Source organism: Mycobacterium sp. OAS707, assembly GCF_014873705.1.
Lineage (GTDB): Bacteria > Actinomycetota > Actinomycetes > Mycobacteriales > Mycobacteriaceae > Mycobacterium.
The window spans coordinates 1,399,981-1,414,059 of sequence record NZ_JADBDS010000002.1 but is presented as its reverse complement, the minus strand read 5'-3'; the positions used below and the strand labels follow the sequence as shown (position 1 = coordinate 1,414,059).

General features: G+C 66.1%; 20 protein-coding genes and 1 tRNA gene. 14 read left to right on the top strand and 7 right to left on the bottom strand.

Features of this window, described 5'->3' with window-relative positions; translation table 11 throughout:
- Positions 1-5: 5 nt before the first annotated feature.
- Entirely contained in the window at positions 6-1,346 is a 1,341-nt protein-coding gene (locus tag GGC64_RS17710) for a nicotinate phosphoribosyltransferase (protein ID WP_192723772.1), read from the bottom strand.
- On the opposite strand from GGC64_RS17710, the gene clpS reads away from it, so the two are divergent.
- From clpS to rdgB, 11 genes are read left to right on the top strand one after another with little or no spacing between them, the layout of a single operon-like run.
- On the top strand, positions 1,345-1,647 hold the full coding sequence (clpS, locus tag GGC64_RS17705; protein ID WP_192723771.1) for an ATP-dependent Clp protease adapter ClpS: 303 nt from the start codon (positions 1,345-1,347) through the stop codon (positions 1,645-1,647). The two genes, GGC64_RS17710 and clpS, sit on opposite strands and share 2 nt — an antisense overlap.
- Positions 1,648-1,654: 7 nt before the next feature.
- Complete coding sequence (locus GGC64_RS17700; RefSeq protein ID WP_192723770.1) at positions 1,655-2,236, top strand: DUF2017 domain-containing protein; 582 nt, start codon at positions 1,655-1,657, stop codon at positions 2,234-2,236.
- Entirely contained in the window at positions 2,233-3,252 is a 1,020-nt protein-coding gene (locus GGC64_RS17695; RefSeq protein WP_192723769.1) for a P1 family peptidase, read from the top strand. The genes GGC64_RS17700 and GGC64_RS17695 overlap by 4 nt, the downstream gene beginning before the upstream one ends.
- A 13-nt stretch (positions 3,253-3,265) precedes the next feature.
- On the top strand, positions 3,266-3,679 hold the full coding sequence (locus tag GGC64_RS17690; RefSeq protein WP_192723768.1) for a M67 family metallopeptidase: 414 nt from the start codon (positions 3,266-3,268) through the stop codon (positions 3,677-3,679).
- A gap of 14 nt (positions 3,680-3,693) precedes the next feature.
- A complete protein-coding gene (locus GGC64_RS17685; protein WP_192723767.1) occupies positions 3,694-3,966 on the top strand; it encodes a MoaD/ThiS family protein in 273 nt (90 codons plus the stop codon).
- A 1-nt stretch (position 3,967) separates the two neighbouring features.
- Positions 3,968-4,930: a cysteine synthase gene (locus tag GGC64_RS17680; RefSeq protein WP_192723766.1), complete on the top strand. Its 963-nt coding sequence runs from the start codon at positions 3,968-3,970 to the stop codon at positions 4,928-4,930.
- Entirely contained in the window at positions 4,921-5,604 is a 684-nt protein-coding gene (locus GGC64_RS17675) for a rhomboid family intramembrane serine protease (protein WP_192723765.1), read from the top strand. The genes GGC64_RS17680 and GGC64_RS17675 overlap by 10 nt, the downstream gene beginning before the upstream one ends.
- Positions 5,601-6,425, top strand: coding sequence for a glutamate racemase (murI, locus tag GGC64_RS17670; RefSeq protein ID WP_192723764.1), 825 nt, complete (start codon positions 5,601-5,603; stop codon positions 6,423-6,425). The genes GGC64_RS17675 and murI overlap by 4 nt, the downstream gene beginning before the upstream one ends.
- A 58-nt stretch (positions 6,426-6,483) precedes the next feature.
- Positions 6,484-7,257 (top strand): cyclic nucleotide-degrading phosphodiesterase, encoded by a 774-nt coding sequence (locus GGC64_RS17665; protein ID WP_192723763.1) that lies wholly within the window; start codon positions 6,484-6,486, stop codon positions 7,255-7,257.
- Between the two features lie 32 nt (positions 7,258-7,289).
- The gene (gene rph, locus GGC64_RS17660) at positions 7,290-8,072 is read left to right on the top strand and encodes a ribonuclease PH (RefSeq protein WP_192723762.1); all 783 of its coding nucleotides are present in this window, start codon (positions 7,290-7,292) and stop codon (positions 8,070-8,072) included.
- Positions 8,069-8,671, top strand: coding sequence for an RdgB/HAM1 family non-canonical purine NTP pyrophosphatase (gene rdgB, locus GGC64_RS17655; protein ID WP_192723935.1), 603 nt, complete (start codon positions 8,069-8,071; stop codon positions 8,669-8,671). The genes rph and rdgB overlap by 4 nt, the downstream gene beginning before the upstream one ends.
- Here rdgB and GGC64_RS17650 read toward each other — a convergent pair.
- The 3 genes from GGC64_RS17650 to GGC64_RS17640 are packed head-to-tail and all read right to left on the bottom strand — an operon-like array spanning position 8,583 to position 10,510.
- A complete protein-coding gene (locus GGC64_RS17650; protein ID WP_370582152.1) occupies positions 8,583-9,767 on the bottom strand; it encodes an acyltransferase family protein in 1,185 nt (394 codons plus the stop codon). The genes rdgB and GGC64_RS17650 overlap by 89 nt on opposite strands.
- 33 nt (positions 9,768-9,800) lie before the next feature.
- A complete protein-coding gene (locus GGC64_RS17645) occupies positions 9,801-10,139 on the bottom strand; it encodes a DUF3817 domain-containing protein (RefSeq protein ID WP_192723761.1) in 339 nt (112 codons plus the stop codon).
- Positions 10,136-10,510, bottom strand: coding sequence for a hypothetical protein (locus GGC64_RS17640; RefSeq protein WP_192723760.1), 375 nt, complete (start codon positions 10,508-10,510; stop codon positions 10,136-10,138). The genes GGC64_RS17645 and GGC64_RS17640 overlap by 4 nt, the downstream gene beginning before the upstream one ends.
- A 36-nt stretch (positions 10,511-10,546) precedes the next feature.
- On the opposite strand from GGC64_RS17640, the gene GGC64_RS17635 reads away from it, so the two are divergent.
- Positions 10,547-10,631, top strand: a tRNA-Leu gene (locus GGC64_RS17635).
- Between the two features lie 78 nt (positions 10,632-10,709).
- On the opposite strand, the gene GGC64_RS17630 is transcribed toward GGC64_RS17635, so the two are convergent.
- Positions 10,710-10,982 carry a WhiB family transcriptional regulator gene (locus tag GGC64_RS17630; protein WP_370582151.1) on the bottom strand — a complete coding sequence of 91 codons (273 nt, stop codon included), beginning with the start codon at positions 10,980-10,982 and terminating at the stop codon, positions 10,710-10,712.
- A gap of 89 nt (positions 10,983-11,071) precedes the next feature.
- On the opposite strand from GGC64_RS17630, the gene GGC64_RS17625 reads away from it, so the two are divergent.
- Complete coding sequence (locus tag GGC64_RS17625) at positions 11,072-11,701, top strand: TetR/AcrR family transcriptional regulator (RefSeq protein WP_192723758.1); 630 nt, start codon at positions 11,072-11,074, stop codon at positions 11,699-11,701.
- Here GGC64_RS17625 and GGC64_RS17620 read toward each other — a convergent pair.
- Together GGC64_RS17620 and GGC64_RS17615 are read right to left on the bottom strand one after the other, a co-directional pair.
- Positions 11,694-11,909: a hypothetical protein gene (locus tag GGC64_RS17620; RefSeq protein WP_192723757.1), complete on the bottom strand. Its 216-nt coding sequence runs from the start codon at positions 11,907-11,909 to the stop codon at positions 11,694-11,696. The genes GGC64_RS17625 and GGC64_RS17620 overlap by 8 nt on opposite strands.
- A gap of 17 nt (positions 11,910-11,926) precedes the next feature.
- Positions 11,927-12,790 carry a helix-turn-helix transcriptional regulator gene (locus GGC64_RS17615; protein WP_192723756.1) on the bottom strand — a complete coding sequence of 288 codons (864 nt, stop codon included), beginning with the start codon at positions 12,788-12,790 and terminating at the stop codon, positions 11,927-11,929.
- Between the two features lie 26 nt (positions 12,791-12,816).
- Between GGC64_RS17615 and GGC64_RS17610 the strand changes: the two genes are divergently transcribed.
- Positions 12,817-14,079, top strand: a complete 1,263-nt coding sequence (locus tag GGC64_RS17610) for an amidohydrolase family protein (protein ID WP_192723755.1) — start codon at positions 12,817-12,819, stop codon at positions 14,077-14,079.

The window sequence follows — 14,079 nt, the reverse complement described above, 5'->3', positions numbered from 1 at the left end:
TGCTCCTAGCTGGCGGGCGGGATCATCCGGGTCGGAATGGCTGGTTCTCCTTTAGACAGTTTGAGGCCGTCCCACGGCAGGCTGTGCAGGCCTTCCTTCACCCGACGCCGGGCCGCGTCGAGCGAAAGGTCGCCGACCGGTTCACCGCCGCGCACGAGGTCGACCGTCAGCGCCCGCCCTGACTCATCCGGCGGGTGGCCATAGGGGTGGACGATCTCCTCGAGGATGGTGCCCGTGGGTTTGCACGTCCGCAGCGCCTGCTTACGGCCGCCGTGGGATTCCTTGTGGCTGCTGCGCTTCTCGACGGGCATGCCGTCGACCTCGACCAGCTTGTAGACCATGCTGGCGGTCGGGGCGCCCGAGCCGGTGACCACCGAGGTGCCCACGCCGAAGATGTCGGCGGGCTCCGCGCGCAGCGCAGCGATCGAGTACTCGTCGAGATCACCCGACACCACGATGCGGGTCTTGGTGGCGCCGAGCCCGTCGAGCTGCTCGCGGACTTGGCGGGCCATCACGCCGAGGTCGCCGGAGTCGATGCGCACCGCGCCGAGTTCCGTGCCTGCCACCTCAATGGCGTTCGCCACGCCCTGCGTGATGTCGTAGGTGTCGACCAGCAGTGTGGTGCCGACCCCGAGCGCGTCGACCTGCGCCTTGAACGCGGCCTTTTCGTCCGGGCCGCTTTCAGTCGTGTGCAGCAGCGTGAACGCGTGCGCGCTGGTGCCGAGCGCGGGCACGCCGTAGCGCCGTTGCGCCTCGAGATTCGACGACGCCGTGAAACCGGCGATGTAGGCGGCGCGCGCCGCGGCGACGGCCGCCTGCTCGTGGGTGCGCCGCGAGCCCATCTCGATCAGCGGGCGCTCCTTGGCCGCGCTGACCATGCGTGCAGCAGCGGACGCGATCGCCGTGTCGTGGTTGAAGATCGACAGCGCCAGCGTCTCCAGCACCACGCATTCGCCGAAGGTGCCGTGCACCGACAGCACGGGGGAACCGGGGAAGTACAGCTCGCCTTCGGCGTAGCCGTCGACGTCGCCGGCGAACCGGTAGTCGGCGAGGTACGCGAGCGTTTCAGGATCGAGAAACCCCTTCAGTGATGCCAGAGCGGCGTCGTCGAATCTGAAGTGCGCCAACGCTTCCACGAAGCGCGCGGTGCCCGCGACGATGCCGTAGCGCCTGCCCTCGGGCAGCCGGCGGGCGAAGATCTCGAAGGTGGCGCGACGGTGTGCGCTGCCGTCGTGCAGCGCCGCTGCGAGCATGGTGAGCTCGTATTTGTCGGTCAACAACGCTGAAAACGACGAAGCCACACCGCAACGGTATCGGTTTGTTCGCCTCGGTATCCTTACCAACATGGCGACTCCGGCGAAGACCCGACCGGGAACCCGCGAGGAACGCGACGTCAAGAGTGTCGACGCGACCGACTCCCCATGGGTGACGATCGTCTGGGACGACCCCGTCAACCTAATGACATACGTGACGTACGTCTTCCAGAAGCTGTTCGGCTACAGCGAGCCGCACGCAACCAAGCTCATGCTTCAGGTGCACAACGAAGGCAAGGCCGTGGTGTCCGCAGGCAGCCGGGAATCCATGGAGGTCGACGTGTCCAAGCTCCACGCCGCCGGTTTGTGGGCGACCCTGCAGCAGGACCGCTGATCTCGCTGTGCGTAAGTGGAAGCGGGTCGACACCCCCGACGGCCCGCGCTTTCGGTCCGCGCTTGCCGCGCACGAGGCCGGACTTCTCAACAGCCTGGTGACGTCGATGCTCGGAATGCTCGAGGAGCGTGAATCATCCGCTCCCTCAGATGAACTCGAAGAAATCACGGGCATGAAGACCGGTAATTCGCGGCCGCCGGAAGACGAAACGATGAAGCGGTTGCTGCCCAACTTCTACCGCACGCAGCGAGACCATCCGGCAGGCACTGGCACCGCGGAGAGCCTCAACAGTGCGCTGCGCAGTTTGCATGAGCCGGAAATCATCGACGCGAAACGTCAAGCGGCGCAACGGTTGTTGGACACCTGCCCGCCGGGCGGGGGCAAGTTCGAACTCAACGAGGATGACGCGCACGCCTGGGCGGCCGCCGTCAACGACGTGAGATTGGCGCTCGGCACCATGCTCGACATCGGTCCGAATGGCCCAGATGCGTTGCCCACTGACCATCCGATGGCCGGACACCTCGACGTGTATCAATGGCTGACCGTGCTGCAGGAGTACCTCGTGCTGGGGCTGATGGGCAAGAAATGAGCTCCATCACCGATGTCAGCGGCATCCTCGTCGGCCAGCATCATCGTCTCGACCCCGATGCCTCGATCGGCAGTGGCTGGGCCACCGGCACCACGGTCGTGCTGACACCACCCGGCACGGTCGGCGCGGTCGACGGTCGCGGCGGGGCGCCGGGCACCCGCGAGACCGACCTGCTGGACCCGATGAACTCGGTGTGCCATGTCGACGCGATCGTGTTGAGCGGTGGCAGTGCGTTCGGGCTTGCGGCCGCCGACGGCGTGATGACCTTCTGCGAGGAGCAGGGCCGCGGCGTCGCGATGGAGGCCGGTGTGGTGCCGATCGTGCCCGCAGCGGTGATCTTCGATCTGCCCGTCGGCGGGTGGCAGTGCCGGCCGACCGCTGAGTTCGGCTATGCCGCCGCCCGCAGCGCTGGCACCGAGGTTGCCGTCGGGACCGTGGGCGCGGGCACCGGCGCACGCGTCGGCGTGCTCAAGGGTGGCGTCGGAACCGCCTCGATCCGGCTGGATTCGGGGGTCACGGTCGGCGCGATCGTCGTGGTCAACGCCGCGGGTGACGTGGTCGATACCGATACGGGACTGCCCTGGCTGGCCTATCAGATCGAGGAGTTCGGCCTTGTTTCACCGCCTGCCGAGCAGATCGCGGCATACGCCGCCAGACGGGCCGAGTTCAGCCCGCTCAACACCACGATCGCGGTGGTGGCCACAGACGCCGCGTTGAGCCCGGCGGGATGCCGGCGAGTGGCGGTCGCGGCCCACAGCGGCCTGTCCCGCACCATCCGCCCATGCCACACCCCACTGGATGGCGATACGGTATTCGCGCTGGCCACCGGGGCCATCGAGATACCGCCGGACCCGCTGACACCGGCGTCGATGTCACCCGAGACGCCGCTGATCACCGATGTCGGCTCCGCCGCCGCCGACTGCCTGGCCCGCGCGGTGGTGGTGGGCGTATTGGCCGCCGAGTCGGTCGCCGGAATACCGTCGTACCGGGACATGTTGCCCGGAGCGTTCGAATGAGAGGGAAACAACCGTGTTGGTGATCCGCGCCGACCTGGTCGACGCCATGGTCGCGCATGCGCGCGCCGACCATCCCGACGAGGCGTGCGGGGTGATCGCGGGCCCGCAGGGGGCCGATCGTCCCGAGCGGTTCATCGCGATGGTCAACGCCGAGCGGTCGCCGACGTTCTACCGGTTCGACTCGATGGAACAACTCAAGGTGTGGCGCTCGATGGACGAGGCCGACGAGGTGCCGGTCGTCATCTATCACTCGCACACCGCCACCGAGGCCTACCCGAGCCGCACCGACATCTCCTACGCGTCCGAGCCCGACGCCCATTACGTGCTGGTGTCGACGCGCGATCCCGACGATCACGAGCTGCGCAGCTATCGCATCGTCGACGGCGTCGTCACCGAAGAACCCGTCAAAATCGTTGAGCAGTACTAGAAAGGTTTGACCCCATGTCTGTAACCGTGTCGATCCCGACCATCCTGCGCACCCATACCGGCGGCGAGAAGCGAGTCTCGGCAACCGGCGCCACGCTGCAGGCGGTCATCAGCGACCTGGAGTCGAACTACTCGGGCATCTCCGAGCGCCTTGTCGATAACGGCAAGCTGCACCGCTTCGTGAACATCTACGTCAACGACGAGGATGTGCGGTTCTCCGGCGGGCTGGACACCGAGATCTCCGACGGCGACTCGGTGACCATCCTGCCCGCCGTCGCAGGCGGCTAGGTTGACGCGCTACGACTCGCTGCTGCAGGCGCTCGGCGACACGCCTCTGGTTGGGCTGCAACGGCTTTCGCCGAAGTGGAATGACCAACCGCATGTGCGGTTGTGGGCCAAGCTCGAGGACCGCAACCCGACCGGGTCCATCAAGGATCGGCCCGCCCTGCGGATGATCGAGGACGCCGAACGCAGCGGGGTGCTGTCACCCGGTGCGACGATCCTGGAGCCGACGAGCGGCAACACCGGCATCTCGCTCGCGATGGCCGCGCTGCTCAAGGGCTATCAGATGATCTGCGTGATGCCGGAGAACACGTCGATCGAGCGTCGTCAACTGCTCGAGCTCTACGGCGCCAAAATCATCTACTCCCCGGCCGAGGGCGGGTCGAACACCGCGGTTGCACACGCGAAAGAGCTTGCGGCCCAGAATCCTTCGTGGGTAATGCTGTACCAGTACGGCAACGAATCCAACACGCTGGCCCATTACGAGGGCACCGGGCCCGAGCTGCTGGCCGACCTGCCCGAGATCACACATTTCGTTGCGGGCCTCGGGACCACCGGCACGTTGATGGGGACAGGGCGGTATCTGCGCGAGCAGGTGCCCGGCGTGCAGATCGTCGCCGCCGAACCCCGTTACGGCGAGGGTGTTTACGCGCTGCGAAACATCGACGAGGGTTTCATCCCCGAGTTGTACGACCCCGACGTGCTGACCACCCGCTACTCCGTCGGGTCCTACGACGCGGTCAAGCGCACGCGTGAGCTGGTTCAGGTCGAAGGCATCTTCGCCGGAATCTCCACCGGTGCCGTGCTGCATGCCGCCCTCGGGATGGCCGCCAAGGCGGTCAAGGCCGGTGAACGCGCTGATATCGCGTTCGTCGTGGCCGACGCCGGCTGGAAGTACCTGTCGACCGGTGCGTACGCCGGTAGCCTGGATGATGCCGAGGACGCATTGGAAGGGCAGCTATGGGCGTAGGCCCGGGATACACGCCGACTCAGCCGCAGCCGAAGAAGCGGCCGGCCTGGCTCGTTGGTGGGGTCACGATCGTCACATTTGTGGCGCTGCTGTGGATCATCGAGCTGTTCGATTCACTGTCGAATCATCGCCTGGACGACAACGGCATCCGGCCACTGGAGAGCGACGGCCTCCTCGGAATCCTCTTCGCGCCGCTGCTGCATTCGAACTGGGATCACTTGATCGCCAACACCATTCCGGCGCTGATCCTCGGCTTCCTGATGACACTCGCGGGGATGTCCCGCTTCGTCTACGCGACCGTGATCATTTGGGTCCTCGGCGGTTTCGGCACGTGGCTGATCGGCAATATCGGCGCACATTGCCCATACGTCGGGGTGCAATGCGAAACCAACCACATCGGGGCGTCGGGCCTGATCTTCGGCTGGCTGGCGTTCCTGATCGTGTTCGGCTTCTTCACCCGCAAGGTGTGGGAGATCGTGGTCGGCGTCATCGTGCTGCTCGTCTACGGCAGCGTGCTGCTCGGCGTGCTGCCCGGCACGCCAGGGGTGTCATGGCAGGGGCACTTCTGCGGAGCGGTTGCCGGCGTGCTCGCCGCGTATCTGCTGTCCGGCCCCGAACGTAAGTCGCGCGAGCAACGCAAGCGCAAAGCGGCCAACCCATATCTGACGTCGTGAGCGCACAGTTGGCGCCCGTCGGGATATTCGATTCCGGCGTCGGCGGCCTCACCGTTGCGCGCGCGATCATCGACCAGTTGCCCGACGAGGACATCATCTACGTCGGCGACACCGCGAACGGCCCGTACGGCCCGCTGACCATTCCGGAGATCCGTGCGCACGCGCTGGCGATCGGCGACGACCTCGTCGCGCGGGGCGTCAAGGCTCTCGTGATCGCGTGCAACACCGCGTCCTCGGCGATGCTGCGCGATGCGCGCGAACGGTATGCGCCCGTCCCGGTGGTCGAGGTGATCCTGCCTGCCGTCCGACGGGCCGTGGCCGCGACGCGCAACGGCCGCATCGGAGTGATCGGAACCGAGGCGACGATCGCGTCCCGTGCGTATCAGGACGCGTTCGCAGCGGCCCGCGACACCGAGGTGATCGGCGTGGCGTGCCCGCGGTTCGTCGACTTCGTCGAGCGCGGGGTGACCAGCGGACGGCAGGTGTTGGGCCTGGCGGAGGGGTACCTGGAGCCGCTGCAGCGCGCCGAGGTCGACACGTTGGTGCTTGGCTGCACGCACTACCCGATGCTGTCCGGGCTGATCCAGTTGGCGATGGGCGATCAGGTCACGCTGGTGTCCAGTGCGGAAGAGACTGCCAAGGACTTGCTGAGAGTGCTCACCGAGCTTGATTTGCTGCGCCCGCATGACGCGCCGCAGGCACGCCGGCTGTTCGAGTCCACCGGTGATCCTGAGGCCTTCACCACACTTGCGGCGAGATTCCTCGGTCCGACGCTGGATGGCGTTCGGCCTGTTCAGCGTCACGTTGCGGCTCAAAGATGATTTGTGTCGCGTAAACGGGCGATGTTTTCGTCAAGCGGATAGCGGGCATGGCAAGCTAGTGAGCGTGCGAATCACCGTACTCGGTTGCTCCGGCAGTGTTGTCGGGCCAGATTCGCCAGCCTCGGGGTACCTTCTGACCGCCCCTGACACCCCGCCTATGGTGATCGATTTCGGCGGCGGCGTGCTCGGCGCCCTGCAGCGCCACGCCGATCCCAACGCGGTGCACGTATTGCTGTCGCACCTGCATGCCGACCACTGCCTGGACCTGCCCGGCCTTTTCGTTTGGCGGCGCTATCACCCGACGCCCGCCGCCGAGCGCGGCCTGATGTACGGCCCGGCCAACACGTGGGCTCGACTCGGTGCGGCGTCCTCGCCCGAGGGCGGCGAGATCGACGACTTCTCAGACATCTTCGACATCCGGCATTGGGTCGACAACGAAGCGGTGCAGATCGGCTCGCTTTCGATCGTGCCCAAGTTGGTGTGCCATCCGACGGAGTCCTACGGACTGCGCATCAGTGACCCCTCTGGCGCGACGCTCGTTTACAGCGGCGACACCGGCTATTGCGATCAGCTGATCGACCTGGCTCGCGACGCCGATGTGTTCCTGTGCGAGGCGTCGTGGACGCACGATGCGTCGCGCCCGCCGAAGTTGCATCTGTCGGGCACCGAGGCGGGCCGCGCCGCCAAGCAGGCCGGCGTCCGCGAGCTGTTGCTGACCCACATTCCGCCGTGGACGTCGCGCGAGGACGTCATCAGCGAGGCGAAGGCGGAGTTCGACGGGCCCGTGCACGCGGTGGTGTGCAACGAGGCGTTCGACGTCACTCGCTCCTGATTGCAGTCGGGCCGACCGGTTAGGGTTGGCCCGTGTCCAGACGAGAAGACGGCCGACTCGACGACGAGCTTCGTCCGGTCCGCATCACCCGTGGTTTCACCTCGCACCCCGCCGGATCGGTCTTGGTGGAGTTCGGTCAGACCAGGGTGATGTGCACGGCGAGCGTGACCGAGGGCGTGCCGCGCTGGCGCAAGGGCTCCGGCCTTGGCTGGTTGACGGCCGAGTACGCGATGCTGCCCGCGGCCACCCACGAGCGATCGGACCGGGAGTCGGTAAAGGGCCGCGTCGGCGGGCGCACGCAGGAGATCAGCCGGCTGGTCGGCCGGTCGTTGCGGGCGTGCATCGACCTGGCGGCGCTCGGCGAGAACACGATCGCACTCGACTGCGACGTATTGCAGGCCGACGGCGGCACCCGAACCGCGGCGATCACCGGTGCATACGTGGCGCTGGCCGATGCGGTGACGTACCTGGGCGCGGCGGGCCGGCTGTCGGATCCGCGGCCGCTGTCGTGCGCGATCGCCGCTGTGAGTGTCGGCGTCGTCGACGGGCGCGTCCGGGTGGACCTGCCGTACTCCGAGGACTCGCGGGCCGAGGTCGACATGAACGTCGTCGCGACGGACACCGGGACGCTGGTCGAGATCCAGGGCACAGGCGAGGGCGCGACGTTCCCGCGCACGACGTTGGACAAGATGCTCGACGCGGCCATGGTGGCGTGTGAGCAGTTGTTCGCGATTCAGCGCGAGGCGTTGGAGTTGCCGTATCCCGGTGTGTTGCCCGAGTCTGCGGAGCCGACGAAGAAGGCGTTCGGAAGCTGACCGAACTCCTGGTTGCCAGCCGCAACCACAAGAAGCTGGCCGAACTGCGACGCGTGCTCGACAGCGCCGGAGTCGCGCTGACGCTCCTGTCGTTGGAGGACGTCGCGCCGTTCGACGAGGCTCCCGAGACGGGCGCGACGTTCGAGGAGAACGCATTGGCCAAGGCGCGCGACGCGTTCCGCGCTTCGGGGCTGCCGTCGGTCGCAGACGATTCGGGGCTGGAAGTCGATGCGTTGAACGGGATGCCCGGCGTGTTGTCGGCGCGGTGGTCGGGGCGGCACGGCGATGACGCGGCCAACACCGCACTGCTACTGGCCCAGCTGGCCGACGTGCCGGACTCCCGGCGAGGAGCGGCGTTCGTATCGGCGTGCGCGTTGGTGTCCGAGTCGCGGGAGCTCGTGGTGCGCGGGCGGTGGCCCGGCGACATTGCGCGCGAGCCACGCGGCGCGAATGGCTTCGGCTACGACCCGGTTTTCCTGCCGCAGGGCTGGTATCGCACCGCGGCGGAACTCAGTGCCGAGGAGAAGGACTCGGTGTCACACCGGGGCCGCGCACTGTCGGCAATGCTTCCGGCGCTGCGACAGTTGGCGTCCGCCTGACGGTGTACCGGTGCAGCATCCATGCTGCCGGAATCGTCAGGGCCAACGTCGCGGCAATAAGGCCTGGCAGTGAGCCGGTGAACAACGGCCACCGCAATACCAAATATGTTGTCACCGCCATGATCGGCACGTGCAACAGGAAGATTTCGTAGGAGATCTCGCCCAGCCACACCATCGGTCGCGTGCTCAGAAGCTTTGTGTACCAACCCGACTCGTTGAGTGCTATCGGTGCCACCACGAGCGTCGCGATGGCGGCGTATGCCAGCGCCTTGACTACCGGAGCGGATGCGGTGTCCATCGTCGAGACGGCGAGGTAGAGAACGACCGCAAGGCTGATCGCCGCGTTGGGTCTGCAGTGGGCACCGGCAACTTCGAGAACGGCCAACGCCATGCCGCCCACGAACCATGCGAGGTGGGCGGGCAGCCACATCCCGGCGGAGTTCGGCAGGAATTCGGCGTCGGTGACCAGGAGCCAGAGCGGTGTGATCGCGGCGAGCGCCGCGAGGGCGGCCAGGGTGCGCCACGGTCGCCAACCGCAGCGCAGCAGCAGGTGGGCAAGACCGGGGAGCACCGCGTAGAAGGAAACCTCCACGGCCAGGCTCCACGTCTGCGACAGGCCCGTGTGCAACAGCGTGATGAGGTAGTCGTCGGTGTAGATCTGCGTGAACGTGAGATAACGCAGCAAGCCGTACCACGTCTGTCCCGGGTTGGGACCGGGAGTGAAAACGGTGTACAGCGCGAAGACCGTCAACACTGTCAGCACGTAGCCGGGCAGGATGCGGCGGAACCGGTGCCGCGCGTATCGGGTCAGGTCGGGTGGCGCTGAGCCTGCCGCTGCCGCGCGCACCCATGGCCGGAACAACAGGAACCCGGTGAGGACGAAGAAGATCGCGACGCCGACTTCGAGGTGGGCATAGACGGCTCCGACGTAGCCGTGGGTGAGCTTGCCGGTTGCGAAGGCGGCGTGAGTGCCGACGACGAGCAGCGCCGCGACGGCGCGCAGGCCCGTCAGAGCGGGAACACGGGATGGGGAAGTGGCCGCTGTCACACCGCTCGTCGGGGTGCGGTTACAGCACACCCCGGGGTTGGCTGACACTGCATCGAGTGTACCGATGCGGTGTCGGTGCCTTTAGAACCCGAACTGCGACTTGATGTTTCGTGTCTGAATGTTTTCGACGATGATGCCGACAAGCGGGATGGTGCCTGCCAGCAGCACTCCGATGGTCTTGGCGATCGGCCAGCGCACCTTGACCGCGAGATTCGCGGTGGCGATCAGATAGATGAAGTACACCCAGCCGTGCACGACGCCGATCCAGGTCGGGGGATTGTCGACTTTGACCACGTAGCGGATGTAGATCTCGTAGCACAAGGCGATGAGCCAAACGCCGGTTGTCCAGGCCATGACGCGGTATGCCAACAGCGCCTTGCGGATTGACTCGACCGTGGTCGGCGTGGGGGCTTCGGTCATGGTGTCTTTCTTTCCTTGTCTTTGTCGGCGAGCTCGGCAAGGTAGGCGTTGTACTCGCGGAGGGTGGGGTCGTTGTCGTCGGAAGGCGTTGCGGCCTTGGGTCTTTCGGGCAGGAGTCCGGATGGGATCTCGGTCACGGTGTCGTGCTTTCGCGGCTCGGGTGGCGCGTCCTCGTAGCGGACGAACTTGTAATAGGCATAAAAGCAGAACCCGGCGAACAGCGGCCATTGCAGGGCGTAGCCGAGGTTCTGAAATGTGCCAGAGGCCGACTCGAAGCGGGTCCACTGCCACCAAGCCAGGGCCAGGCAACCAGCGGCGGCGACGACGACCAACGCGATCAGCGCTGGTCTCCTACGCCGTGTAGTGGACACCGTTCAACGGTACCGCGCTACTCTTGGGACGCTCACGCGCGAGTGGCGGAATTGGCAGACGCCCGGGTTTTAGGTACCCGTGTCTTCGGACGTGGGGGTTCGAGTCCCCCCTCGCGCACCATCTCTGGAGATGTGTTCTTCCAGGAGCTGTCAACAATTGACGACAGTCCGCGGACGGCACATGCCTCAGAGAGACCGGTCAGCCCGCTTTCCGGACTGGATATCCGTTCTGCTCCGCCAAAGACCGCAATTGCTTCAGCGCGAACCGTCGTCCGCGTCCCGCCGGGGGGATGAGGACGCCGGCCCACACCCCCTGTGCGCCCGGCGTCTCACACGCGTCCTGAGCGCATTGCCAGCGTCGTGGACATGCCCGGCACAACTCCTTGGCGCCCTCGTCGGCGACCGTCGTCCATCGGTCTGGATCGCGCGCACACAAGACGTCTAGCACCGAGTTTGCCTTCCAAAGTCGCACGTAAACGGACAATATGCCTATATTGTATGAGCGGTACAGCCATATTGTCGACCGCGCCGAATGAGCGGGCATATCACATAGGTGTATGAATGAACTCTGTGTTGTCGGAGCTTGGCGGGGTTACCGCGGAGGACCGCTCGAGCATCGAGCGCATCCGCAACGCGGCGCTGAAAACCTTCGGTACCTACGGGACCTCGTCGACGTCCTTGCGCACCGTCGCCGAAGCCGCAGGGGTTTCCGTCGGCCTGGTCCAGCACCACTTCATCAACAAGGCCGGCCTCATCCAAGCGGTCGACGACCACGTCATGGGAGTCGTCATATCGACCATCTCCCAACCGATTCCGCCGCCGCCGGCCGACTCGATCGCCGAGATGGGCAGCCGCGTCACCCGAATCGTCGCCGATCATCCGGAGATCGCAGACTACGTCGGCCGCGCGCTCATCGACGGCAGCCCCCTGGGTGCGGCGATCTTCGACACCCTCACGGCGTTCGGCATCGCCCGGTGGAACCAACGAGCCGAGCGGGGCGAAACGCGTCCCGAAGTCGACGTGACGTGGGGCGCTCTCAACTCGCTTGTGCTCGCGCTGGGCACCATGATCATGCGCGGGCATATCGAGCGGCAGCTTCCCGAGCCGCTCACCGCACCGACTCAACTAGAACGTTGGCAGCAGTCGGTCAACATGTTGTTGCGCGACGGGCTTTTTCGGCCCCTCAGCTGACGGCAACCTCTTCCGCGTCGTCAGCCTGGGCGCGAAAGCATGCGATGCTGGCGCCGAAGCTGACCAGGGCCACCGCCCCCGCGACGGCTGCCGTCGCCACATGTGATGCCCCCCAGCTCGCCAGACAGACCGCAACCGCGATCACCGCGATGACGTTCAGAAACAGCCCGGTTGTCGCGATGGCCTCGGCCATCCCCTCCTCGCTCATGGCGCAGAGATTGCCCGCTACGGCCGCTGTTGAAACCCAACCCTTTTCCGGTACGTGGTTGGTGTCTCCCCGCAGAACTGCGTGAATGCGCGGGTGAATGCGCTCAGGCTCTCGAAGCCGACGGCCGACGACGTCTCCTGCACCGACTGCCCCGGCCCCGCCAGCAGGGCCATCGCCCGCAGCATCCTGGCATGTAATAGGTATGTCCGCCAAGGCAATCCGAGTGTGTCTTGAAACAGGCGCCGTAGGGTCCGTTCCGACACCGACACCGCGCGCCCGACGTCGGCCGCCGTCACCGAATCCAGATTCTCCTTCGTGTACGCCATGGCCGCCGCCACGATCGGGTTGTCGGACGTCGGCAGGCTCAGCGGCGCCTCATGATCGAGTGCCTCGACGACCAAGTTCGCCAGCGTCTGAAAGAACGCGTCGGAAACGGTGTCGCCCTGTGGGCGGTCGATCGGCCACCGCAGCCCGTAGATCATCATTTCCCGGATCAATGGTGACACCGCGAGGATGCGCGCGCGGTCCCCGCCATCGCTGACCAACTCGCGGTCGAACATCACCGCGACGGTCCGGACATCCGGGTTCATCGTGGCCTGGTGCTCCAGTCCGGCCGGAATCCACGCCGCCTGCTGCGGAGGCAGCAGGTAGTGCGCCGAGGCCGTCTCGACCTCGACGACCCCGCCGATCGCGTACTCGATCTGATGCACCTCGTGCGAGTGCCAACCGGTGATCAGCGCGTCGCCCTCGTAGAGGTAACTGCCGCCAAGGGCCCACCCGCCGCGGCGCAACTCGATGACCCGGCGGGTGGGGTGGTGGGAAAGGTCGAGCCCACTGGCCGATTCGGCTAAAACCTTGTCCGAAAGCGCAGAGACGGTCACACCGCTAGACGGTACTACTTGAAGCTATGCAGACCGACGACCTGATCCTGGTGAGCATCGACGACCACGTGGTGGAACCGCCCGACATGTTCCTCAACCACGTGCCTGCCAAGTACAAGGCCGAGGCGCCGGTCGTCGTCACCGACGACAAGGGCGTCGATCAATGGATGTATCAGGGCCGACCTCAAGGCGTCAGCGGCCTCAATGCTGTCGTGTCGTGGCCTCCGGAGGAGTGGGGTCGTGACCCCGCCGGCTTCGCCGAGATGCGGCCCGGTGTGTACGACGTCCACGAGCGCGTTCGCGATATGAACCGCAACGGCATCCTCGCCTCGATGTGCTTCCCGACCTTCACCGGTTTCTCCGCCCGGCACCTCAACATGCACCGCGAGGAGGTCACGCTGGTGATGGTGTCGGCCTACAACGACTGGCACATCGACGAATGGGCGGGCAGCTACCCGGATCGCTTCATTCCGATCGCCGTGCTGCCGACGTGGAATCCCGAAGCGATGTGCGCCGAGATCCGCCGCGTCGCCGCCAAGGGCTGCCGCGCCGTCACGATGCCGGAACTGCCGCACCTGGAAGGCCTTCCGAGCTACCACGACGACGAGTACTGGGGCCCAGTGTTCCGGACATTGTCGGAAGAGAACGTGGTGATGTGTCTGCACATCGGCACCGGCTTCGGGGCGATCAGCATGGCGCCCAACGCCCCGATCGACAACATGATCATTCTCGCAACCCAGATTTCGGCGATGTGTGCGCAGGATCTGTTGTGGGGCCCCGCAATGCGCAGCTATCCCGACTTGAAGTTCGCGTTCTCCGAGGGCGGCATCGGCTGGATCCCGTTCTATCTGGACCGCAGCGACCGGCACTACACCAACCAGAAGTGGCTGCGTCGCGACTTCGGCGACAAGCTGCCCAGCGACGTGTTCCGCGAGCACTCGCTGGCCTGCTATGTCACCGACAAGACGTCGCTGAAGCTGCGCCACGAGATCGGCATCGACATCATCGCGTGGGAGTGCGACTACCCGCACTCCGACTGCTTCTGGCCCGACGCGCCCGAGCAGGTGCTGGCCGAACTCAACGCCGCCGGCGCCGATGACAACGACATCGACAAGATCACGTGGCAGAACGCCTGCCGCTTCTTCAGTTGGGATCCGTTCGCGCGCACGCCGCGCGAGGAGGCGAACGTCGCAGCGTTGCGCGCCAAAGGTGCCGACGTGGACGTGTCGATCCGGCCGCGCAAGGAGTGGGCTCGGCTGTACGAGCAGAAGCAACTCGCCAAGGCCTAG